This window comes from Arthrobacter russicus (genome assembly GCF_031454135.1).
Taxonomy (GTDB): Bacteria; Actinomycetota; Actinomycetes; order Actinomycetales; family Micrococcaceae; genus Renibacterium; species Renibacterium russicum.
In genome coordinates, this window is record NZ_JAVDQF010000001.1 from 2,598,507 (window position 1) to 2,622,189 (window position 23,683).

At 64.4% G+C, this 23,683-nt stretch carries 20 protein-coding genes; 14 read left to right on the top strand and 6 right to left on the bottom strand.

Annotation, left to right across the window (positions count from 1 at the left end; all coding sequences use genetic code 11):
• Positions 1–118: 118 nt before the first annotated feature.
• Positions 119–1,636 (bottom strand): purine-cytosine permease family protein, encoded by a 1,518-nt coding sequence (locus JOE69_RS12130; protein ID WP_309799057.1) that lies wholly within the window; start codon positions 1,634–1,636, stop codon positions 119–121.
• Positions 1,637–1,836: 200 nt separating this feature from the next.
• Here JOE69_RS12130 and JOE69_RS12135 point away from each other — a divergent pair, with 200 nt between their 5' ends.
• Positions 1,837–3,390 (top strand): DUF7059 domain-containing protein, encoded by a 1,554-nt coding sequence (locus JOE69_RS12135; RefSeq protein WP_309799059.1) that lies wholly within the window; start codon positions 1,837–1,839, stop codon positions 3,388–3,390.
• Here JOE69_RS12135 and JOE69_RS12140 read toward each other — a convergent pair.
• Positions 3,331–3,654 carry an MFS transporter gene (locus tag JOE69_RS12140; protein WP_343876520.1) on the bottom strand — a complete coding sequence of 108 codons (324 nt, stop codon included), beginning with the start codon at positions 3,652–3,654 and terminating at the stop codon, positions 3,331–3,333. The genes JOE69_RS12135 and JOE69_RS12140 overlap by 60 nt on opposite strands.
• A 188-nt stretch (positions 3,655–3,842) precedes the next feature.
• Here JOE69_RS12140 and JOE69_RS12145 point away from each other — a divergent pair, with 188 nt between their 5' ends.
• From JOE69_RS12145 to proC, 7 genes are all read left to right on the top strand, one after another.
• Positions 3,843–4,427, top strand: a complete 585-nt coding sequence (locus JOE69_RS12145) for an ArsR/SmtB family transcription factor (protein WP_309799064.1) — start codon at positions 3,843–3,845, stop codon at positions 4,425–4,427.
• A 142-nt stretch (positions 4,428–4,569) separates the two neighbouring features.
• Positions 4,570–5,901: a sensor histidine kinase gene (locus JOE69_RS12150; protein ID WP_309799066.1), complete on the top strand. Its 1,332-nt coding sequence runs from the start codon at positions 4,570–4,572 to the stop codon at positions 5,899–5,901.
• A gap of 43 nt (positions 5,902–5,944) precedes the next feature.
• On the top strand, positions 5,945–6,601 hold the full coding sequence (locus tag JOE69_RS12155) for a response regulator (RefSeq protein ID WP_425545975.1): 657 nt from the start codon (positions 5,945–5,947) through the stop codon (positions 6,599–6,601).
• Between the two features lie 129 nt (positions 6,602–6,730).
• Positions 6,731–9,484, top strand: a complete 2,754-nt coding sequence (gene topA, locus JOE69_RS12160) for a type I DNA topoisomerase (protein WP_309799069.1) — start codon at positions 6,731–6,733, stop codon at positions 9,482–9,484.
• Between the two features lie 162 nt (positions 9,485–9,646).
• A complete protein-coding gene (locus JOE69_RS12165) occupies positions 9,647–10,651 on the top strand; it encodes a Ppx/GppA phosphatase family protein (protein WP_309799071.1) in 1,005 nt (334 codons plus the stop codon).
• Positions 10,652–10,656: 5 nt separating this feature from the next.
• Positions 10,657–11,472: a sugar phosphate isomerase/epimerase family protein gene (locus JOE69_RS12170; protein WP_309799073.1), complete on the top strand. Its 816-nt coding sequence runs from the start codon at positions 10,657–10,659 to the stop codon at positions 11,470–11,472.
• 424 nt (positions 11,473–11,896) lie between these two features.
• Positions 11,897–12,733, top strand: coding sequence for a pyrroline-5-carboxylate reductase (proC, locus tag JOE69_RS12175; RefSeq protein WP_296362282.1), 837 nt, complete (start codon positions 11,897–11,899; stop codon positions 12,731–12,733).
• A 39-nt stretch (positions 12,734–12,772) separates the two neighbouring features.
• Here proC and JOE69_RS12180 read toward each other — a convergent pair whose 3' ends face one another.
• Together JOE69_RS12180 and JOE69_RS12185 are read right to left on the bottom strand one after the other, a co-directional pair.
• Complete coding sequence (locus JOE69_RS12180) at positions 12,773–13,456, bottom strand: potassium channel family protein (RefSeq protein ID WP_309799075.1); 684 nt, start codon at positions 13,454–13,456, stop codon at positions 12,773–12,775.
• Positions 13,449–14,858: a TrkH family potassium uptake protein gene (locus JOE69_RS12185; RefSeq protein ID WP_309799077.1), complete on the bottom strand. Its 1,410-nt coding sequence runs from the start codon at positions 14,856–14,858 to the stop codon at positions 13,449–13,451. The genes JOE69_RS12180 and JOE69_RS12185 overlap by 8 nt, the downstream gene beginning before the upstream one ends.
• 157 nt (positions 14,859–15,015) lie before the next feature.
• Between JOE69_RS12185 and JOE69_RS12190 the strand changes: the two genes are divergently transcribed.
• Entirely contained in the window at positions 15,016–16,227 is a 1,212-nt protein-coding gene (locus JOE69_RS12190) for an acetoin utilization protein AcuC (RefSeq protein WP_309799079.1), read from the top strand.
• A 95-nt stretch (positions 16,228–16,322) separates the two neighbouring features.
• On the top strand, positions 16,323–16,784 hold the full coding sequence (locus tag JOE69_RS12195; protein ID WP_309799081.1) for an ArsR/SmtB family transcription factor: 462 nt from the start codon (positions 16,323–16,325) through the stop codon (positions 16,782–16,784).
• A gap of 38 nt (positions 16,785–16,822) precedes the next feature.
• Here the strand turns inward: JOE69_RS12195 and JOE69_RS12200 are convergent, their stop codons facing one another.
• Positions 16,823–18,058, bottom strand: a complete 1,236-nt coding sequence (locus tag JOE69_RS12200) for an alpha-hydroxy acid oxidase (protein WP_309799083.1) — start codon at positions 18,056–18,058, stop codon at positions 16,823–16,825.
• A gap of 88 nt (positions 18,059–18,146) precedes the next feature.
• Here JOE69_RS12200 and JOE69_RS12205 point away from each other — a divergent pair, with 88 nt between their 5' ends.
• The 4 genes from JOE69_RS12205 (at position 18,147) to JOE69_RS12220 (ending at position 22,749) form a co-directional block, all read left to right on the top strand.
• Positions 18,147–18,854 (top strand): FadR/GntR family transcriptional regulator, encoded by a 708-nt coding sequence (locus JOE69_RS12205; RefSeq protein WP_309799085.1) that lies wholly within the window; start codon positions 18,147–18,149, stop codon positions 18,852–18,854.
• A 127-nt stretch (positions 18,855–18,981) separates the two neighbouring features.
• Positions 18,982–21,819, top strand: coding sequence for a LuxR C-terminal-related transcriptional regulator (locus JOE69_RS12210; protein WP_309799087.1), 2,838 nt, complete (start codon positions 18,982–18,984; stop codon positions 21,817–21,819).
• Positions 21,820–22,336: 517 nt separating this feature from the next.
• Positions 22,337–22,549, top strand: a complete 213-nt coding sequence (locus JOE69_RS12215; RefSeq protein WP_296362274.1) for a helix-turn-helix domain-containing protein — start codon at positions 22,337–22,339, stop codon at positions 22,547–22,549.
• Between the two features lie 101 nt (positions 22,550–22,650).
• Positions 22,651–22,749, top strand: a complete 99-nt coding sequence (locus JOE69_RS12220; RefSeq protein ID WP_003792170.1) for a 30S ribosomal protein bS22 — start codon at positions 22,651–22,653, stop codon at positions 22,747–22,749.
• Positions 22,750–22,827: 78 nt separating this feature from the next.
• Here JOE69_RS12220 and JOE69_RS12225 read toward each other — a convergent pair whose 3' ends face one another.
• Positions 22,828–23,640, bottom strand: coding sequence for an HAD family hydrolase (locus JOE69_RS12225; RefSeq protein WP_296362272.1), 813 nt, complete (start codon positions 23,638–23,640; stop codon positions 22,828–22,830).
• Positions 23,641–23,683 lie beyond the last annotated feature (43 nt).

The following is a 23,683-nucleotide window of genomic DNA, read 5'->3' on the forward strand; positions in this document are numbered from 1 at the left end:
GGAGCGCCGGGCTCAGTGCCTTTGCGGCACAGCGATGCTGCCCAGACGGCCGGACGGCCGAGGGCAGCTAAATCGCGGTGCGGAATTCATGGAATCCACTATACGTCGGAAATGCCGGTCAATGCCCGGGGGCCGGAGAAATCGGGATGTTGTTCGCGGTGCCGGCCCGGACCAGCCGGGGCCCGTCGGGTCCGAACGCATCGCGGGGCTCCGGGAACGCCGTCAAGGCGGCCAGATAGAGCACGCCGGCCAGGCCGAGTGAGATCGGAATGCTCAGATCCACGCCGCCGGCCAGGGTGCCCAGCGGGCCGACGAACTGGCCCGGCAGATTCGCGAAGAGCAGCCCCGAGACTGCGGCGATGCCCCAGGGGATCATGGCCCGCCAATTCCAGCCGTGCTCGAACCAGTAGCGGCCGCCGACCTGTTTGCGGTTGAAGACCTGGAGCGAGTCTTTGTCGTACCAGCCGCGGCGGACGAAGTAGCCGATCGTCATGATCACCATCCAGGGCGCAGTGCAGGTCACGATGAGCGCGGCAAAGGTCGAGATGCTCTGCACCGCGTTGAACACGAATTTGCCCACGAAGATGAAGCAGATCGCCAGTGCTCCGACGAAGACCGTGGCCTGCACCCGACCGAACCGGGTGAACACGCTCGAGAAATCGAGACCGGTGCCGTAGAGCGCGGTGGTCCCGGTGGACATGCCGCCGATCAAGGCGATCAAGCACAACGGGGCGAAGTACCAGCCTGGCGAAATGCTGAGCAGGCCGCCGACGTAGTCCCCGGACTCCAGCCAGCCGGGTGCCTGGAGTGCGATCACGGTTGCCGTGACCAAGCCGAAGACGAATGGCACCAGGGTCGCGATCTGGGACAGGAAGGCCGCGGCCATGACCCGCCGCTTCGCTGTCGAGGCCGGAATGTAGCGGGACCAGTCGCCGAGAAACGCTCCGAAGGAGACCGGATTGGCCATCACGATCAATGCGGAGCCGATGAAACTGGGCCAGAACGCGCCGGAAGCTCCGAGGGTGCCGGGGTAGCCCGGGTCGAAGGCGTTGAAAAAAGCGAATCCGCCGCCGATGAACAGCAAGGTTGCGGCCACGACCGCGATTTTGTTGACCCACAGCATGAACCGGAACCCGTAGATGCACACGATCAGGACCAGGAGCGCGAACAGGCCGTAGGCCAGCGACAGGGTCAACGGATTCTGCGGCAGTCCGATCAGCCGGTTCGCACCGCCGACCAAAGCATCGCCGGAACTCCAGACCGAGATCGAGAAGAACGCCAGGGCGGTGAGCAAGGACAGGAACGAGCCCACGATGCGGCCGTGCACGCCCAAGTGGCCGGAGGAGGACACGGCATTGTTGGTTCCGGTCGCCGGGCCGAAGAGCGCCATCGGGGTCAGGACGACGGCGCCGACGAGCAAGCCGAGCGCGGTGGCCAGCAGGGCCTGCCAGAACGACAGGCCGAAGACGATCGGGAACGAGCCGAGTACCGCGGTGGCGAAGGTGTTCGCGCCGCCGAAAGCCAAACGGAACAGATCCAGCGGTTTGGCGGTCCGCTCCCGGTCCGGAATGGATTCGATCCCGTGGGTTTCCACGGCGATGGTTTTCGAAGCGGTTCCGCCACGGTGCTTTGACATGGTTCCCCTGAGTCAGCGGTGCAGTCCGGCCGGCGTCTGCGGTGGGTGGGAGCGCCGGGCGACCGAAGGTAATCAGATGTTGCTTCTTGGGCAACATTTGGCAAATGTACCACTCGGTGCACGGATCGGGCTGGAATCATGTCGAATTCGGACTCGACGAATGCGCTTTCGGGCAGCTCGTGTTGACTAGAGTTGTAGTTGTGACAGTTGATGCTCCGTTAGCGGAACCGGGTTTGCTGAGCGGGCTTTCCAGAGATTTGGCCGATGCCGGTTTCAGCGTCGACGGGGTCGCCGGGTTCCTGGGCGAGGGCGCCTATGCGGCGCTGAATCGGGAGCAGTTCATCCCGGCACTGGCGATTGCCGAAGCTGCGCAGGGGCCCACCGCGACGCTGATCCGGTTCTTCCTGCTGGCTTTGCCGGCCAGCGCGGCGGAACTCGATGAGGCGCTGCCCCGGACCAGGGCAGCCGGTTTGCAGTCCCTGGGCTTGGCCGCGGTCGAATCCGGAGCCTGGCGCAGCCTGGTGGATTTGCGGCCCTATGCATTCACGGATCAGGACGGCGAGGTCCAACTCCATGTGGCGAGCGATTTGGGCGCGCACCAGCGGCCCGGTGCGCTCCGGCACGATCATGTGCTCGGCATCGGGCAAGCCTCGCTGACCTTGGCGCAGAGCACGATCCGGACGCCGGTGGAAAAGGCTTTGGACTTGGGCACCGGCTGCGGCATCCAGACCTTCCATTTGCTCCGGCATGCCCGGCACGTCACGGCCACGGATATTTCGCCCCGGGCCCTGGCTTTCACCGAATTCAATCTGCTGCTCAATGCCGATGCGTTGCGGATCGACCCGGCGAATCCCGGAGGCCGGGTGACGCTGCGTCAAGGCAGCCTGCTTGGGCCGGTGCGCGGTGAGCGATTCGACCTGGCGGTATCCAACCCGCCGTTCGTCATCACGCCGCGGCATCGGGGCGAATCGGCCGAGGACCAGTACACCTATCGGGACGGCGGTTTGGCCGGCGACGAGATCGTATCGTCGTTGGTCCGGGGCTTGCCCGGAGTGTTGGCTCCGGGTGGACGCGCCCAGTTGCTCGGGAACTGGGAGGTGCATTCCGGCGACGCCGCCTGGCACGAGCGGCTCGCCAGCTGGTTCGACGGCGAATGCTGGGTGATCCAGCGGGAGCAGCTGGGTCCGGAGCATTATGCCGAAACCTGGCTGCAGGATGCTTCCCAGGGGCGCGACGCGGAAAGTTATGCGGCGGCCTACCGGGACTATCTGGGCGACTTCGCGGAACGCGGCGTCGACTCGGTGGGCTTCGGCATGATCTGGTTGCGGGCCCCGCAGCCGGCAGCCGGATTGCCGCAGCCCGGTGCCGGATTGCGCAGGTTCGAGGAAATCGGCCATCCGATCGAACAGCCGGTCGGCAGTACGCTGGCCGCCGCCGTCGAGCGTTTCGACTGGTTGGCCGGGCACGATCTGCCGGCTGCCAAGCTGGTGGTCGCGGAGGACGTCACGGAGGAGCGGCATCAGCGCCCCGGAGCCGAGCATCCCGGGGTGATCCTGCTCCGCCAGGGGGCCGGGCTGCGCCGGACGACTCTGCTGAGCAGCGAGCTGGCCGGGTTCGTCTCGGCCTGCGACGGGACTCTCACGGTGGCTCAGATCATTGCCGCGCTGGAGGCTTTGCTGGCCGTAGAACTGGCGTTACTCGACCCGGTCCGCGAGTTGTTGCTCGACGGATTCCTGCTCCCGGAACCGCAGTAGCAACAGCGCAGCGCCGCACAAGCTGGCCAGCAGAGCGGCGCTGCCGCTGGCCACGAACCCGATCCGGGGACCGAAGACGCTGCCCAGGAATCCGCCCAAGCCCAGGGCGCCGAGCGCCGCCGCTCGGCTGAGGGCTTGGGCGATCGAACTGACTTGGCCGCGCCGGTGTTCCGCAGTGCGTTTGATGACCAGAGCTCCGAAGGCCGCGTTGAGGACGCCGATGCCGAAGCCGGGATCGGGAAAATTGCGCTGGATTTCCAGCATGATCGCCACGACGACCGCGGTGTAGCCGACGGTGGAAACGAACCGCGCTGCGCTCGTGATGAAAAGTCCCGGCTCGCGGTGTCCACTCGGGTCGAATATTTATGAAGTGAGTCTTTTACAAATATGAAACTAATGCTTCATGAAAAGGATGTCAAAGACATCTTTCAAAAATTCGTTAGGCTGGGCAGATGTCCGAGGATGAACCGTCAGTACTCGTCATCACCGAGCCGCAAGCCATCCGCGCCCTGGCCCATCAGGTCCGTCTGGAAGTCATCGACGAGCTCTTCGGCTCCGATCGCAGTTACACGGCAACCGAGTTGGCGGTTCGATTCGGCGGTACGCCAAGCGCCATGAGCTACCACCTGAGGGCTTTGGAGAAGTGGGGCTACCTCCGGCGCAGCGGCGCCGTCGGGGACGGCCGGGAACGGAGGTGGGAAGCGGTAGCGGAAACTCTGCGGGTGGGGGACGGGATGGCCGCAGTGGCGCGCTTGAACGGAACCCTGGTGGACCTGCAACTGAATCAGCTCCGGGAACGGATCGCCGCCGCCTCGGCGTCGCTGGAAGCTTCTGGTGCCGAAGCAGTTCCGGCGACCGTGATGACCTCGGCGAAGCTGAAGCTGAGCCGGGCGCAGCAAGCGGAATTCGTCCGGGACTACCATGCCCTGGTCGAGCGGTACCGGAAGTTGGGCGAAAGATCCGCGGAGCCGCAGATGTACCTGCACATGGCCTTCGTTCCGGAGCCTGCCGAGCGCTCCGGCTCCGGCCCGGAGTAGCGCATCCCGGGGGTTAGCCCTACCCTGCTGTGGGGGAGGTCCGCTCAGCAAAACGGCCGCATGCACCAGTGCGCGGCGGGGCGGCGGACGGCAAGCTTGAGTCATGCATACCGTTGTTGAGACCGATTCCAAGGAACCGCCCGTGCCCAGTCCAGAAATTCCACGCGCTGTTCCGGCTGGAACGCAGCTGATTGCCGCCGACTTCGATGCCCCGGCCGGCCCGGCCGCCGCACCGCACCGGCTCGGTTTTTTCCGGCAACTCGGCCGCGATCTCGGTTACAGTCTGGCCTCGTTCTTCATCTCGATTCCCGCATTCTCGGTCGTCGTGACGCTGTTCTCGGCCGGGGTCGGCACCCTGGTGATCTATCTGGGGCTCTTCGTGCTGATCGGTTGCCTGTTCTGCGCCAGCTTCTTCGCCGCAGCCGAGCGAAACCTGGCCGAATGGAACCGGGGGCCGTTGCCGCCCCACGTTTACAAGCAAATCGTGTCCCGCGGCCAAAAAGGCCTGCTCACCCCGCTGAGCGATTCGCTGCGCTGGCGCGAGGCCATCCATGCGGTGTTGGTGTTCCCGATCCGGATCGCGGTCTTCTGCCTGGCGCTGACCTGGCTGTTGACCGGGCCCGGCGAACTCACCGCGTTTTATTGGAAACGGTTCCTGCCCGAGGACAACCGGGACCTTTGGGACCTGCTCGGCGTCAACCCGGTTTACCACGACTGGATCGACGTCGGAATCGGCCTCTTCTTCATCGTCACCCTGCCGTTCGTGCTCAAAGGATCGGCGTTGCTGCTTCGGGTCTTCGCACGTTCCATGCTGACCAACCAATCGTCGGTGCTCAAAGAACAAGTCCGGCGTGCCGAGGCGTCCCGGGATTCCGCAGTGGCCGCGGAAGCCGGAAACCTGCGCCGCTTGGAACGGGACATCCACGACGGCCCGCAGCAGCGGCTGGTCCGGGTTTCGATGGATCTGAAATCAGCACAGCGCCGATTGGCCCGGGGGGAGGCCGGGGCCAGCGAACTGGTGGCCGAAGCGTTGAAGCAGACCCAGGACACCTTGGGCGAGCTGCGCGCGATATCCCGGGGGATCGCGCCGCCGATCCTGGTGGACCGCGGGCTGCCGGCGGCCGTGGAAGCAGCGGCCGCCCGCACTCCGGTCCCGGTCACGGTCCGCGTGGAAGGCCTGGGCAAACGCAGACTGGCCGAGAACATCGAGAACACCGCCTACTTCGTGATCGCGGAATCGCTGACGAATGTGGCCAAGCACGCGCACGCGACGTGCGCCGAAGTCACCCTGCGCAAGGAGCCGGGGCAGCTGACCGTGCAGATCGCCGACGACGGCCAAGGCGGAGCGCATTTGGGCAAAGGGCACGGGCTGGTCGGCTTGCAGGAACGCGCAGTCGCCAACGGCGGCAGCCTCGAACTGGCTTCGGACGGATCGGGAACCACGGTCTCGCTCACCCTGCCGCTGGCAGGCTGAACCGGCGAAATCCCGCGGCTGGGCAGGGACTACGCTGAGATGCGTGACTGCGATCAGAGTTGTGCTTGCCGAAGATTCCGTGTTGCTGCGCGAAGGATTGGTGCGGCTGCTCGGTGAGGCGGGCTATCAAGTCGCGGCCGCGGTCGGCGATGCCGAATCGTTGCTGACCGCGGTCGCCCAGGCCGAACCCGAGCTGGTGGTCACCGACGTCCGGATGCCGCCGGGGCACAGCGACGAGGGGCTGCGCGCGGCCTTGCAGATCAGATCCCGGAATTCCGGGATCGGGATCCTGGTGCTTTCGCAATACGTGGAACTGGCCTACGCCCGGGACCTGCTGGCCACGGCGGGCGCCGGCCGGGGTGTCGGCTACCTGCTCAAGGACCGGGTCACCGATGTCGACGAACTCGCCGACGCCCTGCAACGGGTGCATGCCGGCGGCACGGTGCTGGACCCGGAAGTCGTCTCCGCATTGTTCGCCGGGAATGCCAAAGGGCCCTTGCACGACCTCACTGCGCGCGAGCGCGAGGTCATGGGGCTGATCGCCGAAGGCCGGAGCAATGCGGCGATCAGCGAACAGCTGGTGGTCTCCTCGGGCGCGGTCGAAAAACACATCTCTTCGATCTTCGCGAAACTCGACCTTCCGCCGTCGGCCGAGGACCATCGCAGGGTACTGGCAGTGCTGACCTGGCTTCGACAATGAGTGCTGGAGCCGGTGGCTGGCGTCAATCTCGCCTAATGTATGGTGAACTAGGTTTTTGGACCGAGGCCGTTGAACCCGGTCCGAAGGCAGCATCGACAACAGAACTTTCAGCAATACCGTAGGAGAAACGTGCCCACCAAGGCATCTAGCAAGCGCGCATCGACCGGCAAGAAGCTGGTTATCGTGGAGTCCCCGGCAAAGGGCAAGACCATTGCCGGCTATCTCGGCGAGGGCTTCGAGGTCGAAGCCTCCTACGGCCATATCCGCGATCTGCCGCAGCCTTCGGACCTCCCTGCCGAGTTGAAGAAATCCTCGGTGGGCAAGTTCGCCGTCGATCTGGACAACAACTTCGAGCCGTACTACGTGGTCCCGGTCGACAAGAAGAAGCGCGTCGCCGAGCTCAAAGCGGCGCTCAAAGACGCCGACGAACTCTATCTGGCAACTGACGGTGACCGCGAAGGCGAAGCGATTGCCTGGCACCTGCTCGAGGTGCTCAAGCCCAAGGTGCCGGTCTATCGGCTCACCTTCCCGGAAATCACCAAGGAAGCCATCCAACGCGCGATGGGCGAACTGCGCGACGTCGATATGCCGATGGTCGATGCGCAGGAAACCCGACGCGTCCTGGACCGGCTCTACGGTTATGAAATTTCCCCGGTGCTCTGGCGCAAGGTTTCCCGCGGGCTGTCCGCGGGCCGGGTGCAGTCGGTGGCCACCAGGCTGGTCGTCGAGCGGGAACGCGAGCGGATGGCTTTCCGTTCGGCGGAGTATTGGGATTTGCTGGGCGAATTCTCCCCGGTCGGATCGGCACAGACGTTCAAAGCGAAGCTGGTTGCCCTCGATGGCGCGCGGGTCGCCACCGGGCGGGACTTCAGCGACACCGGAGCGCTGACCGGCAAAGGCGTGGCGCACCTCGATTCAGCCACGGCTACGGCTCTGGCCGAAGGTCTGCAAAACGCCGAGTTCGCAGTCCGTTCCGTAGAGCACAAGCCTTACACCCGCCGCCCCGCGGCGCCGTTCACTACCTCGACGCTGCAGCAGGAAGCGGCCCGCAAGCTGCGTTTCTCCGCCCGGGTGACCATGCGGGTGGCGCAGAGCCTGTACGAAAACGGCTACATCACCTATATGCGTACCGATTCGACGGCGTTGAGCGCCCAGGCCGTCAACGCCGCCCGCCGTCAGGCTGCAGAGCTGTACGATCCGTCCTTCGTGCCGGATGCACCGCGGGTCTACGCGGGCAAAGCCAAAAACGCCCAAGAGGCGCATGAGGCGATCCGCCCGGCCGGCGATTCGTTCCGGATTCCGGCACAGGTCGCCAAAGCGCTCAGCTCGGACGAGTTCAAACTCTACGAATTGATCTGGAAGCGCACCGTGGCGTCCCAGATGGCCGACGCCAAGGGTTCCACCGCTTCGGTCCGGTTGGGTGTCACGTCGGCAGCCGGTGCCGATGGGAAAAAGCACGACGCCGAGTTCGCCGCCTCCGGTACCGTGATCACCTTCCAAGGCTTCCTGGCCGCCTATGAAGAAGGCCGGGACGAGGGCCGGAACAAGGACGACGCCGACTCCGACGGCGGCCGACTGCCGAACCTGGCCGCTCAGGACGCGCTCGAAGCGCAGGTGCTCGACGCCGTCGGGCATGAGACCTCGCCGCCGCCGCGCTACACCGAAGCGTCCCTGGTGAAGACCCTCGAAGAGCGCGGCATCGGCCGTCCTTCGACGTATGCCGCGACGATCTCCACGATCATGGACCGCGGCTACGTGAGCCAGCGCGGTTCCGCCTTGGTGCCGAGCTGGGTCGCCTTCTCGGTGGTGCGGCTGTTGGAGCAGTATTTCCAGAACTACGTGGACTACGACTTCACTGCCGGGATGGAAGAAGACCTAGACCGGATTTCCCGTGGCGAAGAGACCGGGCCGCACTGGCTCAAGCTCTTCTATTTCGGCAACGACGACGGTTCCGGTTTGCTGCCGATCGTGAACAATCTGGGCGAAATCGACGCCCGGGAGATCAATTCGGTGCCGATCGCCGAAGGCATCACGCTGCGGGTGGGCAAATTCGGTCCCTACCTGGAAAAGCCGGTGCCGATGGATTCCCCGGAGGGCACCGAGCCGGAGCGGGCGAACGTGCCGGAGGACTTGGCTCCGGACGAGTTGACCGCCGAGAAGGCGATCGAGTTGATCAACACGGCAGCCCCGGAGGAGCGCGTGCTCGGCAACGACCCGGTCACCGGGCGCGCTGTGGTGGCCAAGAACGGCCGTTACGGCGCCTATGTCACCGAGATCATCCCGGAGCCCACGGCTGAGGAGTTGGCCAACGCGCCGGTCCAGTACTACAAGAACGGCAAGCCGAAGCCGCCGAAGAAGCCGGTCAAGGCCAAGCCGCGCACCGGTTCGCTGTTCGCCTCGATGACCGTGGAGTCGGTGACTTTGGCCGAAGCGCTGCAGCTCATGTCCCTGCCCCGGGTGCTCGGCGCCGACGCCGAAGGCAACGAAATCACGGTGCAGAACGGCCGCTTCGGCCCGTATCTGAAGAAGGGCAGCGATTCGCGCTCGATCGGTTCCGAAGAGGAGATCTTCACGATCACGTTGGAACAAGCCCTGGAGATCTATTCGCAGCCGAAACAACGCGGCGCCCGTGCCGCGGTGCCGCCGCTCGCCGAATTCGGCGACGACCCGACGTCGGGCAAGAAGATCGTGGTGAAGGAAGGGCGCTTCGGCCCGTACATCACCGATGGCGAAACCAACATCACGGTGCCCCGGTCGACGTCGATCGAAGAGCTCACCCGGGAGCGCGCAGTCGAACTTCTGGCCGAGAAGCGCGCCAAAGGGCCGGTCAAGCGCCCGGCAAAGCGCCCGGCGGCCAAGGCAAAAGCCGGCAGCCGCCGCTAGCCGAGGCCCTCGCCACGTAGGGACCCGCGAACGCACACGTGAGCGTTCGGCCCTTTCGTGTCGAACTCCGTTCGCCACGTAGGGACCCGCGAACGCACACTTGCCGAGGGTGCTTTTGTGCGCGGCGCCGAGTCCGCCGGTGCGCTACGACATAATGTGATCATGCGACTCGGCGTTCTCGACATCGGTTCCAATACCGTCCATCTGCTTCTCGTCGATGCGCACCCCGGAGGGCAGCCGGTACCCTTCGCCTCGCACAAACGTCCGCTCTCCTTGGTGCAGTATTTGGACCAGGACGGCGCGATCAGTGAGGCCGGTCAGGCGGAGCTGATCAGTTTCGTGCTCGAGGCCTGGGAATTCGCCGCGAAGCACCAGGCCGAAGACCTCCTGGCCTTCTGCACCTCGGCGATCCGGGAGGCTGCCAACGGGGCGGAGGTGTTGCAGCGGGTGCAGACCGAAACCACGGTGCAGCTGCGCGAACTGACCGGCGCAGAGGAAGCCGCCATGACGTTCTTCGCGGTGCGCCGTTGGTACGGTTGGGGCGCCGGAACGATTTTGGACCTGGACATCGGCGGCGGTTCCTTCGAAATGGCCATGGGCGGCGATGAATTGCCGACGAAGGCGGTATCCGTCCCGCTCGGCGCGCAGCGGTTGACCCGGGACTGGTTGCCCGACGATCCGCCCAGCGCCAAAAGCGTCAAGGAACTGCGCAAATACATCCGCAGCACGCTCAAACCGCACATCAAGGATTTCCTGTCCCTGGGCGTCCCGACTTTGGTGACCGGTACCTCGAAGACTTTTCGCTCGCTCGCCCGGATCACCGGGGCCGCGCCTAGCGGCATGGGACCCTTCGTGCGGCGGGAACTGCACGGCGTCGACCTCGGTTTGTGGACGCAACGGCTGACCGCGATGAGCGCTGCGGACCGCTTGTACTTGCCCGGAGTTTCGCAGGCCCGGGCCAGGCAACTGCTGGCCGGCGCCTTGGTGGCTGAAGCCGCGCTGGAGGCGTTCAAGGCGAGCACGCTGCAGATTTGCCCTTGGGCGCTGCGTGAAGGCCTGATCCTGCGCCGATTGGACCAGTTGGTGTTCGACGGCCCGCTCGACCCGCCACGGCACGTCACAGCGCGTCCTGCCGCAGCATCTGCACAGCCTGCCGTGGCAAAATAGCCCCGATGACTGAGCAGACAGCAGCGAACCCGAAGCGTCCGGCAATCCCGGTTGCGCTCTCCAGTGCCTCGGTTTATCCGCTTTCCGTCCATGACGCTTTCGCCGTCGCACACGACCTCGGTTACGACGGGTTGGAGGTCATGGTGACCAACAATGTCACCAGCCAGGACCCGCAGGCCCTGCAGACGCTGAGCGAGCGCTACCGGATCCCGGTGCTCGCGGTGCACGCACCCACTCTGTTGCTGACCCAGCAGGTCTGGGGGAGCGCTTGGAGCAAAGTCGAACGTTCGGTCGACATGGCCGGCCAGCTCGGGGCCGGCGTGGTGGTGGTGCACCCGCCGTTCCGGTGGCAGAGCGACTACGCGGAGAGTTTCAGCCAGGGCGTCCGCGACTTGGCCGATTCCAGTGGGATCCGGATCGCAGTGGAGAACATGTACCCCTGGCGGATGCGCGGCCGGGAAGCGAAGGCGTACCTGCCGCACTGGGACCCGATCGAACAGGATTACGACGACGTCACCTGGGACCTGTCGCATGCCTCGACCGCGGGGGTTGCTTCGCTCGAGGGTGTGCGCGCCTTGGCTGGGCGGTTGCGCCATCTGCACCTCACGGATGGCTCCGGCTCCAACCGGGATGAGCATTTGGTCCCGGGGCACGGGGATCAGCAAGCCGCCGAAGTCCTGCAATATCTGGCCGGTGCCGGATTCGACGGGACCGTCGTCGCGGAAATCTCCACCCGCAAGGCCAAAGCTGCCGGCGAACGGGAAGACTGGCTCAGCGAGACGTTGCGGTTCGCCCGGCAGCATCTCGGCCAAGCGGACTGAGTATCCGCGCTGAACCAGATGAGATAGCTAAAACGCTTTGAGATAGCAAGAGGGCGGGCTTCCTGCTATCTCAAAGCCAGCTGGCTATCTGGAACGAGGGGTTAAACGAGAAAGCACCGGAGAGTCGAAGTTGCCAGTGGTTGGGGGGAAACGCTGGCAGACTCTCCGGTGCTACAACCGATCAGGCAAAACCCGATCGATCCGCAATCACTCGCACCTTTATGAGGTACTTACGAATTTAGGACCCGTTTCTGGGGAAAACCTGCCGTGAACCTGGGAATAAGCTGGTAATAAGGTAACCAGAGAGTGAAGTATCACTTTTGGCTGAAATCCTTGAAAATAAAGCAAAGTAAGCCATCGAATCGTGAAAATGAAGCAACCCCTTTTTTCGGTACCCGGCCGGGGTTGGTGACAGGATGGACGGATGATCAACAGAATTGCATTCTTAGGCTGCGGCTCGATGGGCGAAGCCATTTTGGCGGGCCTGCTCGCGGGATCGTTCGAGCCGGCCTCGGCCATCGCAACCGTCCGCCGGGCAGAACGGGCCGCGGAATTGGCGCAGCGCTACGGCATCACCGCCGTGGCGAATTCCGAGGACGCCAATGCCAACCGGGCGGCGGTCGCCGGTGCCGACGTCGTGGTGCTGGGCGTCAAACCGGCCCAGATCGCGGCACTGTGCCGGGAAATCGCCGGATCATTGGCACCGGGAACCGTCGTGGTGAGCGTCGCCGGGGCAGTGACCATCAAGCAGATCGAAGCCGCCTTGGCTCCCGGGCAGCCCGTGGTGCGCACGATGCCGAACACGCCTCTGATGGTCGGCCGCGGCGTCGTCGGGCTGGCTTTGGGCGGCTCGGTCGACGCCGGGCAAGCGGCAGCTGCCCGGGAGGTCTTTGCCGGCTCCGGGGTGGTGTTGGACGTCGCCGAGTCGCAGATGCAGGCGATCGGGGCGATCAGCGGTTCCGGCCCGGCGTACGCGTTCTACCTGGCCGAGGCCATGGCGGCCGCCGCGCGGGAATTCGGCTTGGATCCGGAAACCGCGAAAACCCTGGCCAACGAAACCGTTGCCGGGGCCGGGCTGATGCTGGCCGCGCCCGGGGCCGACGCCACCGCGCTGCGCAAGGCCGTGACCAGCCCCAACGGCACCACGGAGCAGGCGATCGCCACCTTCGACGAGCTTGGCTTGCCCGCCACGGTCTTGGCCGGGGCGCGGGCTGCGGCAGCGCGTTCGGACGTGATCACCGCGGAGCTGGACGGCCTCTGACCGGGCCCGGGCCTGGCTTCGAATCGGAACCGTGCCGGTTCAGGGGCGGGCCGCGAACCGTTCCAAAAGGTCGACGTGGCCGGACACGATGAGCGTGTCCCGAGAGGAGACCTTGGTGTCCGGTTGTGCATAGGTGAAGTCTTCACCCGGTGACTTCACCCCGACGATTGTCACGCCGTACTTGGAACGGACTTTGGACTCCTCCAGCGTGAAGCCCTGGGTCTCCTTCGGCGGGTTCATTTTCACGATCGCGAAATCGTCGTCGAACTCGATGAAGTCGAGCATCCGGCCGGAGACCAGATGGGCGGTCCGGATACCGGCGTCGGCCTCGGGGTAGATCACGTGGTTGGCGCCGATCCGGGTCAGGATTTTGCCGTGCGACTGGGTGATCGCCTTGACCCAGAGGTGCTCGATCTCCAGATCGACCAGATTCACCGTGATCAGCACGCTGGACTCGATCGAGGTTCCCACACCGACGACTGCGGAGGCGAAATCCTGGGCGCCCAACTGCCGGAGGGCGTCGATGTTCGTCGCATCGGCCTCGACTACGTGGGTCAAGGTTCCGGCCCACTTCTGCACCAACGCGGGGTCGCGCTCGATCGCGAGCACCTCCCGGCCCTGCCGTACCAGCTGTTCAGCGGTCGCCGAGCCGAACCGGCCCAAGCCGATGACCAATACCGGCGCATTGTGCGATGGACGTTGGGACCGTGATTTCTCAGCCAATGATCGGCCTCTCTTCCGGATAGCGGAACAATTGTCGGCGCTGGCGCAGTGCCAACGCCGCGGCCAGGGTTATCGTGCCCACCCGGCCGGCGAACATCAAAAGCGAGAGCACATACACCCCGGCCGGCGGCAGCTCCGCGCTGAGCCCGGTGCTCAGGCCCACGGTGGCGAATGCCGAGATCACTTCGAAAAGCACCTTGTTCAACGGTGCGTCGGTGATCATCAAAAGCGCGCCGGTGGCGAGCAGGACGAAGGTCGCCCCCATCATGATCACCGAGATCGCCACCCGCATGGTGCCTTGCGGGATGGTGCGCCCGTAGACCTTCACGTCCGAATCGCCACGGGCCTCCGCCACGATGGCCAGGAACATCACCGCCAGGGTGGTGACCTTGATACCGCCGGCGGTGGAAGCCGAACCGCCGCCGGCGAACATCAATGCGTCGGTGAACACTTGGGAGACCGGTGTCAGCGAGTTCATATCGACCAAGTTGAAGCCGCCGGAACGGGTCATGATCGAAGCGAAGACCGAATGCAGCAATTTGTCACCGGGGCTGAGCCCGCCCACGGTTCTGAGGTTGTTCCACTCGAAGACGGCGAAGCCGATCATGCCGACCAGGACCAGGATCACCGAGACCTGCACGGTGAGTTTCGTGTGCAGGTTCCACTTGGAAATCCGGAACCCCTGGGAGAGCAGGACCATCATCACGGGGAAGCCCAAGGAGCCCAGGAACACCCCGACCATGAGCGGGGTCAGGATCCAGGGGTCGAATTCATAAGGCACCAGGCCATCCGACTGCGGCGTGAAGCCGGCATTGTTGAACGCGGAAATCGAATAGAACACACCGTGCCAAACGGCTTGCCAGAAGTCTTCGCCCAAGATCATGAAGCGGGGGATCAAAAACAGGGCCAGAATCACTTCGATCGCCACAGACGTGGTGATCACGATCCGCAACAAGGTGCCGACTTCGCCCAAGCGGCTCGCGTTCATTGCTTCCTGGGCAATCAGCTTGCCGCGCACGCCGAGGCGTTTAGAGACCATGAGGGCCATCAGCGAGGCGAGGGTCAAGATGCCCAAGCCGCCCACGAAGATCGCGATCAGAATGACCAGCTGGCCGAAGAAGGACCAGTGCAATGCGGTGGAAACCGTGGTCAGACCGGTGACGCAGACCGCGGAAACCGCGGTGAAGAGCGCGTCGTGGAAAGCTGTGACTTTTCCGCTGGCCGAAGCGATCGGCAGGGTGAGCAAGGTGGTGAAGAACATGATCACCAAGGCGAAGACGATCAGCGCCAAGCGAGCCGGGGACGAGTTCGCCACCGAGTCGATGAAGTCTCTGATGACTCCGATGAACGCAAAGCGTCCGCGCTCGGCCGGCGGGTGCCAGCCAGATTGACTCCTGGTCATCTGGGGTGAAACTTTCTGCCTGCGGAAAATGTTGATCTGACAAGTAGTTAACCACCTTTGCCGGGCTTTGCCGCATGCGCCCCGGGAGTTCCTGCCGAACCGGAAGCGAATGCACCCGATTGCGTGGCTGTGCGGGAGATCACGTAGCCTGTCAAAGATGGACTTGAGTTCAGAGCCGACGACGGCGCCGCTGCCAAAGACCTGCGTGGTCTGGGACCCGGCGCTCACCGCATACAATTTCGGTCCGGGCCACCCGATGGATCCGGCCCGGCTCGCTTTGACCGCAGACCTGGCCGAGCAGCTGGAGTTGTTCTCGCGTGGCTCGGTCCACCGGGCGGAGCCGTTCGTGGCCAGCGATGTACAGCTCAGCACGGTGCACGCCCCGAGCTACATTGCAGCGGTGCGATCGGTCAGCGAGACGCCTCGGGAACTGCCGGAATGGGGGCTCGGCACGGTCGACGATCCGGTGTTCCCCGGGATGCACGAAGCGAGCGCCCGGTTGGTCGGCGGCTCGCTGCTCGCGGCCGAGGCAATCATCGACGGCAGCGCGCAGCGCGGAGTCAACTTCTCCGGCGGCATGCACCATGCCAGCCGGGACCGGGCCAGCGGTTTCTGCGTCTACAACGACGCGGCCGCTGCGGTGCAGCGGCTGCTCGACTCCGGGGTGCGCAAAGTCGCATATCTGGACGTCGACGCGCACCATGGCGACGGTACGCAAAGCATTTTCTACGACGACCCGCGGGTGCTGACCGTCTCGCTGCACGAAAGCGGGCTCTCGCTCTTCCCAGGCACCGGTTTCGCGAACGAGACCGGTGGGTCGGCAGCCATCGGCTCGGCGGTCAACATCGCGTTGCCGGCCTACACCGGCGACGGCGGTTGGCTGCGTGCCTTCCATGCGGTGGTCCCGCAGGTCACCCGAGCTTTCGGTCCGGAGGTCATCGTTTCGCAGCACGGCTGCGACTCGCACCGGGAAGATCCGTTGACCCATCTCGGTACCAGCGTGGACGCGCAGCGCGAGGCTGCGCTGACCATCGGCATGCTCGCCGACGAGCTGTGCGAAGGGCGTTGGCTGGCGACCGGCGGCGGGGGCTACAGCGTGGCGGATGTGGTGCCCCGGGTCTGGTCGCATCTGATCGCGATCGTCTCCGGAAAGCCGGTGCCGGTGCGCACCGAGGTGCCGGAGCAGTGGCGGCAGCGGGTGCGCGCCGAGTTCGGTGCCGAGGCACCCCGATTGATGGGCGACGACGTCGAACTCTGGTGGCGTTCCTGGCAAGTCGGCTACAACCCGGCCGACGCCGTCGACCGCTCGATCATGGCCACCCGCAAGGAGATCTTCCCCCTGTACGGGCTGGATCCCTGGTTCGACTGAGATTGGGGCGCTCCCATAGTGTCGCGCTCGCTTGGGCGCAGGTGCTCGCTGGGGGCACAGATGCCTTTTGGCGTATATATCGCTAGGGTAGTTCCATGGTGAACGAAGATGTCTTTACCGTGCTTGCCGAGCAGACCCGTCGGGAAATCCTCGCGGCGCTTCGCGATGGCGACAAGGCAGTGGGCGAATTGGTCGACGAACTCGGCGCGAGCCAGCCCACGGTCTCGAAACATTTGCGCGTTTTGCGCGAAGCCGGCCTGGTCACGATGCGGGCCGAAGGGCAGCGCCGCTACTACAAACTCGAAACCGCCCCGCTGAACGGGATCAGCCAGTGGCTGGACGGTTTCGGTCTGCCGTCCACCCGCCCGCTGCTCGTCGAGGGCCCTGCCACCGAGCCTTCCGCCGCATTGGCGGTAGCGGAAAATGAGCTGTCGATCCCGGAGGGGGATCCGGAGTCCATGCCGCAGCAGATCGGCCGAAGCGTCGGCCGGGCAGCGACCAAAGCTGCGGATCTTTTGGCCAACTTGCCGAAGTTCGGTCGCCGCAAGGAATCCTGAAACCGGTCTGCCGGGGGATCAGCGCCGGTCGCCCGGGTTCAGACGGTTTCCGCCCGTTGGTTCAGGTGGTCCGGGTTGAGTTCCGCGACCGTGGAGACCCCCAGCAGTTTCATGGTCCTGGTGATTTCGGATTGCAGGATCGCCAAAGCCCGGCTGACCCCGCGTTCGCCACCGGCCATCAGCCCGTACAGATAAGCCCGGCCGATCAAGACGAAGTCCGCACCGGAAGCGATGGCCGCGACGATGTCCCCGCCGGACATGATTCCGGTGTCCATCATCACGGTGGCCTTTTCGCCGAGGGCTTTTCTGACCTCCGGCAACAGGTGGAAGGGCAGCGGTGCCCGGTCCAGCTGCCGTCCGCCGTGGTTGGACAACACCACGCCGTCGGCTCCGTGGTCCATGGCCCGTTGTGCGTCGGCGACGGTCTGCACGCCCTTGACCAAAAGGTTTCCGTGCCAGTTGGCACGAAGCCATTCCAGGTCCTGGTAATCCAGGCCGGGGTCGAAAGCGCTGCTGAGCAGTTCGGAAACGGTGCCTTCGAAGCTGCTCAATGAGGAGAACTCGAGGGGCGCCCGGGTCAAGAAGTTGAACCACCAAGCCGGCCGGTAGGAGGCATCGAGCACCGTTTTGAGGCTCAGTTGCGGCGGAATCGTCATTCCATTGCGCACGTCGCGCAAACGCAGACCGCCGACGGCGGTGTCTACGGTGAGCATGATGGTGTCGTTTCCGGTCGCCTCGGCTCGCTGGATCAAAGACAGATTGCGTTCTTTGTCCTGCGTCGCGTAGAGCTGGAACCAACGCCGGGCTTGCGGCGCATGTGCCGCCACCTCTTCGACCGAGGCGGTGCCCAAAGTGGAAAGCGTGAAGGGGATGCCGGCCGCTGCGGCTGCCGCACTCCCGGCGTATTCGCCCTCGGACTGCATCAGCCTGGCGAAGCCGGTAGGGGCGATGCCGAAAGGCATGCTGGAAGTCCGGCCCAGGATCTCGGTGCGCAGATCGACCTCGGCGACGTCGCGCAGCACCGCGGGATGGAACTCGATCTGCCGGAAGGCCTCGCGGGAGCGGTTCATGGTGATTTCGCCGTCGGCGGCACCATCGGTGTAGTCGAAGGGTGCGCTCGGCGTGCGGCGCTTCGCGATGGCGCGCAAGTCCCAAATGGTGGCGGCCTTCGCCAACCGGGCTTCCGTGCCGAAGCTGGGCAAGCCGAATTTCATCAACTCGCCCAAAGCCTGGACATCGGGCAGTCGTCGGCGCAGTGCTGGTGGTGTGCTCATTCGTCCTCCGTCGTCGATCAGATGTGGTTGGACCACATTGTTGCCTGCACTTTACCCGATGTGGTCCAACCACAGATAGCATGGCTTCATGCGGACCCATCAATTGGTGCTCGGGTGGATCGAGGAGCAGCTGCGTGCTGGCAGCTTGGCGATCGGGCAGCGACTCCCCGGGGAGCGCGCCCTGGCCGAGCAGTTCGGCCTGTCCCGGACTTCAGTGCGCGAGGCGATCCGGGTCCTCGAAGCCCTGGGGGTGGCCCGTTCCGGAGTCGGCTCCGGGCCGGAGTCCGGAACCACCATCGTCGCGGACCCCTCCACGGCGCTCGGCTCCGCGTTGCGATTGCACGTGGCAAGTTCGCATCTCCCGGTCGCGGACATGGTGCAGACCCGGATCATGATCGAGAGTTGGGCGTGCCTGCACGCTGCGCCCGATTCGCCGGCGCTGCCCGAGGCGGCGGAATTGCTGACTGCCATGGAACGGCTCGGTCCAGAGGAGATCGAACAATTCCTGTTGCTCGACGTGCGATTCCACTTTGCCCTGACCGAAGCCGCCGGAAATGCCGTGGTCAGCGCAATCATGCTTTCCTTGCGCGAGGGCATCAAAGGCTATATCTCTGCCGCTACGGACGGCCAGGAAGAATGGCCTGCCGTGGCAGCTCGGCTGCACACCGAGCACCGGGGGATCCTCGCCGCGATTCAATCCGGACGATCCCGCGAAGCGTCGGATTTGGTCGCCGAACACATCGAGGGGTTTTACCAGGATCTGCGGACCGGGCGGCTCACCGGACCGACGAATTGAATATCAACCTATGAATTGGCAAGTTGTTGCTCCGGGCATGGCACTATTTAGAAATACTGTTATACCAAGATAGACAGCAGTACTCCGGCAACGGCTCGGGCCGGAGTGGACAACCGAGGTGGTGGCGATGAAAACGGTTGATCGAGTCGCGGAGCTCGGCAGGCTCATCGAAGTCAATGCTGCCGATACCGAATCTGCCTTGGTGGTCATCGGTGACGCCGGTCTGGGCAAGACCTATTTGCTGGAACGCTTTTCGCAAGAAGCCGAGGGCGTGATCCTGGTCCGGGCGAATCCGGCCGAGCGGGCCTGGGAATTCTCCGGGCTGTCCGCCTTCCTCGCCGCATTGCGCGATCCGCAGGCGCAGGCGCTGTCGAGTGACCTGAGTTGGGCCGGCACCGAGGGGCCGTTCCGGGCCGGGCAGGAGCTTTTGTCCCGGCTCACTGCGATGGAACTGCCGCCGACGACGGTGGCGATCGACGACGTCGACATCATGGACGATTCCAGTCAAGCAGTTCTGGGCTTCTTGGCCCGCCGGCTCGGCGGCACCGGGCTGAAGCTGATCTTGAGCTTGGCCGAGCTGGGGCCCTGTGGGCCGTTTTCGTTGCTCCCGGAGCTCGCTTTGGCGGAGCTCGATCCGACGAAAAGCATTCTCCTTGGTCATCGTCTGGCCAAACCCGGCACCGATCCTGCGGCCATCCAGATCATTGCGGTGATCGCCTCGGGAATCCCGGTGTATTTGCGCGAGGGCCTGGAAGCCTTGACCGAGGCCGAACGCCAAGGCCGGGATCCGCTGACCTATCCGGTGCAATTCGGCCCCCGGGCCGCGTTCGCAGCGCAGACCCTGCTCGCCGCGCAGGACGACTGCGGCAAGGAGGTCGTGCGGTTGGTGAGTACCGCTCCCGTGCACCTCGAAGTGGCCTTGCGCGAGATTCTGGCCGAACACCAATCCGCGCTCGACGAGTTGCTGGCCCGCCGGATTCTGGTCCGCGCCGGCGATTTCATCCGGATGCGGCAAGCCGTGCTGCGGTGTGCGTTGTACGTTTCGGTGGCCGCCGTGGAGCGGCAGAGACTGCATGAGCAATTGGAAAAGGCGCACCGCAAGCACAAATCCAGTCTGGAGCAGTGGCACTCGAGCTTCCTGCACGATGGTGAGACCTCGCCCCGGATGCTCCTGAGCACCGCTTTGGAGTTGGTCGAACGCGGCGACAGCGGCTTGGCGACGGCGTACGCGGACCGGGCGATCTTGCTGCTGAGTTTCGAAACCGAGGAGATTTCAGATCTGCTCTGCGATCTCAGTACTGCGATGGTGGACATGGGCGAATTGGCCTACGCCTCGCGGTACTTGCGCAAGGCTGCCGAGCTTTCCAATGATCCGACCATCCGGATCCGGAGCATGCACCAGTTGATCCGGATCCGGTACATGTCCACCCACGACTTGAACAGCCGGGACGTGGCCGGAGTGCTCAAGCAGTACGGCACGGAGTTTCCGGATCTCTGCCTGGAGCTGGCCAGCATGGTGACGATCTTCCACGCCGAAAGGTGGGAGATGAAGTTGGCCGAACGGATGCTCAAGCTGGCCGAGCCGTTGGTCCCGATGGCCGGCGAAGTCGCCAATGGCGTGCACCGGTTCGCCCTGATGACGGTATCCGTGCTGAACGGAGATCCGACCCCGGCCACCGAGCAGCTGAAAGCGGTGACCGCCCTCGGGCTGCGCGAAATACCGATCCCGGTGCTGATGATGCTCGGCCGGTCGCTGACTTTCGCCGAACGTTATGAAGAGAGTCGGATGGTCTTCGATTCGCTGCTCAGCAGAACTCCGCCGCCCAAGCCTATCTGGTTGGAAACCATCAGATTCTTCCGGACCGAGAACGAAATGCGCGTCGGCAATTTCCACCGGGCCGGAGAAGCCGTCGAATCGTTGCATTCGTCGCCGGACGTCAGGCAGTTCCATGTGACCTACTTGCACATCCTGCGGTCTTGGTACTTTTTGGTCCAGGATGACGAGGCGGCGGCGCAGACGCACATCGACGCGGTGCTGACGGTCGCCAGTGGAGGCGGGAATTGGATCAATGCGGCCCGGATTTCGGCGCTGCGCGGCCGGCATGCGCTCGCGCACGGCCGATTCGAGGAAGCGTTCCACCATTTTCTCAGAGTGCACGAATCCGGCGGTGGAAAACTGAACCCGGCGTTCCTGCGCTACGAGGGCGATCTGATTGAAGTCCTGGTGGCATTGGGCCGGTCCGCAGAGGCCAAGCGGTTCATGATGGACCTGGAGTTGCGCAATCGGCAGACTCCCTCGCTCTGGGCCACGTTGGTCGCGGCCCGATGCCGGGCACTGGTTGCCGACGGCGAGCTTTCGCTGCAACTCTTCCGACAGGGCATCAAACTCGCGCGGGAGCTGGGCACCGGCTACGAACAGGCCCGCAGCCTGCTGGACTTCTCCGAGCGCTTGCGCGAGTTGGGCTATTTGGCGCAGAGCGAGCAGCAGAAGAACAAGGCGAAGGTCTTGTTCGAGGAGCTCGGGGTGCCTTCCTGGTCCGAGCGGCCGCCGATCGACCGGCGCGGCCGTAGCGGTACGGTGCCGCGGTTGCGCTCGGCGCTCGGCAAAGACGGTGCCCGGAGCATTCTGGGCGCACCGCTTCCGGAGCCGGCGGCGAATCTGCCGGTAGCCGGTCCGGACGCCCCGGCCAGGGGCGCCGAGCTGATGCGGAAACTTTCGCCCGGCGAGCACCAAGTCGTGGAGCGGGTATTGAGCGGGTTGCGGAACAAGGAGATCGCCGCTTTGCTGGGTGTCTCGTTGCGGACGGTCGAAACCAGGCTGACCAATGTCTACAAAAAGACCGGAGCTTCCTCCCGGGCCCACCTGGTGGCGTTGATCAATGAAGAATCCGGAGCACCTCGGGACGCGCCGGACCACGGGAACGTGGTGAATTTGCGCTCGCTGGAAGGCCTCACCGGCGGCTGACTCGGACTCTCTTCCACCGCCGAAGGGGTGGTCCACAGACGGAACCGCTCCGTGGACCACCCCGCCATGCTGCCCGTCGCGACGGTCCAACCTGAGTCGGAGCTACTTCCTCGCCCCCAATAACAGCACAGGAAGGAGCATCGCCGCTCCCGAGTTGTTTGCCCGCTGCATATGGCGGTTGCCGCGGTGCAACTCGGTAGATTTATATTTATAGCTTTCGAGTTTGGCCAAACCCTGATTTACCCGGTGGTTAACCACAGAATGGCTTGGCCTTACGGGTTTTGGCGGCTAACGAGCCGCTGAAGGTCACAAATGGGTGAGTGGTTGCGGTTAGCCCCCGCACCGGCCACTTCCCGATGTCGCCGTGGCGTTGACCGGTTGCTGTGTAAAGTTATGGTAAAGCACTTTCACTTTGGTCACTCCAGCATCTAGAGTATCTCTGAGCGGATGAGTGGCTGGTTGAGCGTCTCGCCGTCATGGGTTGCGTTTTCAACTCTTTGACCTAAGGAAGCAAGATATGGCCGAGGCGAACACCTTTTCCAACGTGCGATTTCTGACCGTGGCAGAAGTCGCCGAGGTGATGCGTGTGTCCAAAATGACGGTCTACCGGATGGTGCATTCCGGAGAACTCCCGGCGGTCAGGTTCGGACGCTCCTACCGGGTTCCGGAGAACGCCGTGAACGAACATCTGCGGGCCGCAGGACTGCACGGTTCGGCGGACACTGCTTGAAGGCTGTACCCTAGTAGGGATCCAGTCGGACATTTTATTTAAGACACTCTGGCGCTCGCAGTCGATTGGCTGTTGCCGGAAGAGACGTTTGTGAGGACTTTGTGGGTTCAGTAATCAAGAAGCGCCGGAAGCGGATGGCGAAGAAGAAGCACCGTAAGCTGCTTCGCAAGACTCGTCACCAGCGCCGCAACAAGAAGTAAAACGGCGCCTCAGCGCTCAAAGGCCCGTCATGGAAATGGCGGGCCTTTTACGTGCCCGGGGCAAGGCTGCTGCCGGGGTCAGTGCCGGCGCATCCGGCTGAAGCCGCGCCAGAGGCCGTAGACCGCCCCTGCGACGGTCGCGGCGCGCAACCCCAGGGTCGCGGCCCGGCGGCCGGCGCGGAAGTCGTAAATCGGCCAATTGTGGTCCCGGGCATGACGTCGCAGTTTGCTGTCCGGGTTGATCGCCACCGGGTGGCCGACCAGGGACAGCAACGGAATGTCGTTGTAGGAGTCGCTGTAAGCCCAGCTGCCGTCCAGATCCAGGCCATGTTCTTCGGCCAAAGCCTGCACCGCGACGGCTTTTGCCGGCCCGTGCAGGATCTCACCGACCAATCGACCGGTATAGGCCCCGTCCTCGATTTCACCCACGGTGCCGAGGGCGCCGGTCAGCTGCAAGCGCGAGGCGATCACCTGGGCCACCTCGATCGGCGTCGCAGTGACCAGCCAGACCTTGCGGCCCACGCGCAAATGCTGCTCGGCCAGCGCCCGGGCGCCCGGCCAGATCTTCGACTCGATCATTTCGTCGTAGACTTCCTGGCCCACTTGGGCGACGAAGTCCGCTTGGATCCCCGCCGCGAGGGTCAAGGCGGAGTTCTGCACCGAATGGATGTCATCCAGGTTTTCACCGCGCAAGATGAACTTCGCCTGCTTCCAAGCGAAACCGCAGGCCTGGCGGAGCGTGAAGGCCTTTTTCTGATACATCTTCCGGGCCAGATGGAACAGGCTGGCGCCGCGCATCAGAGTATTGTCGACGTCGAAAAATGCAGCCTCGCCCGGGTGGCCCGAGGTGGCCGAGGGCAGCTCGGCGACATGGGTATTCACTTCGGGCATGGTACTGAGTTTAGTCAGTCTTTGCCCAGTGCCTAAGTTCCCG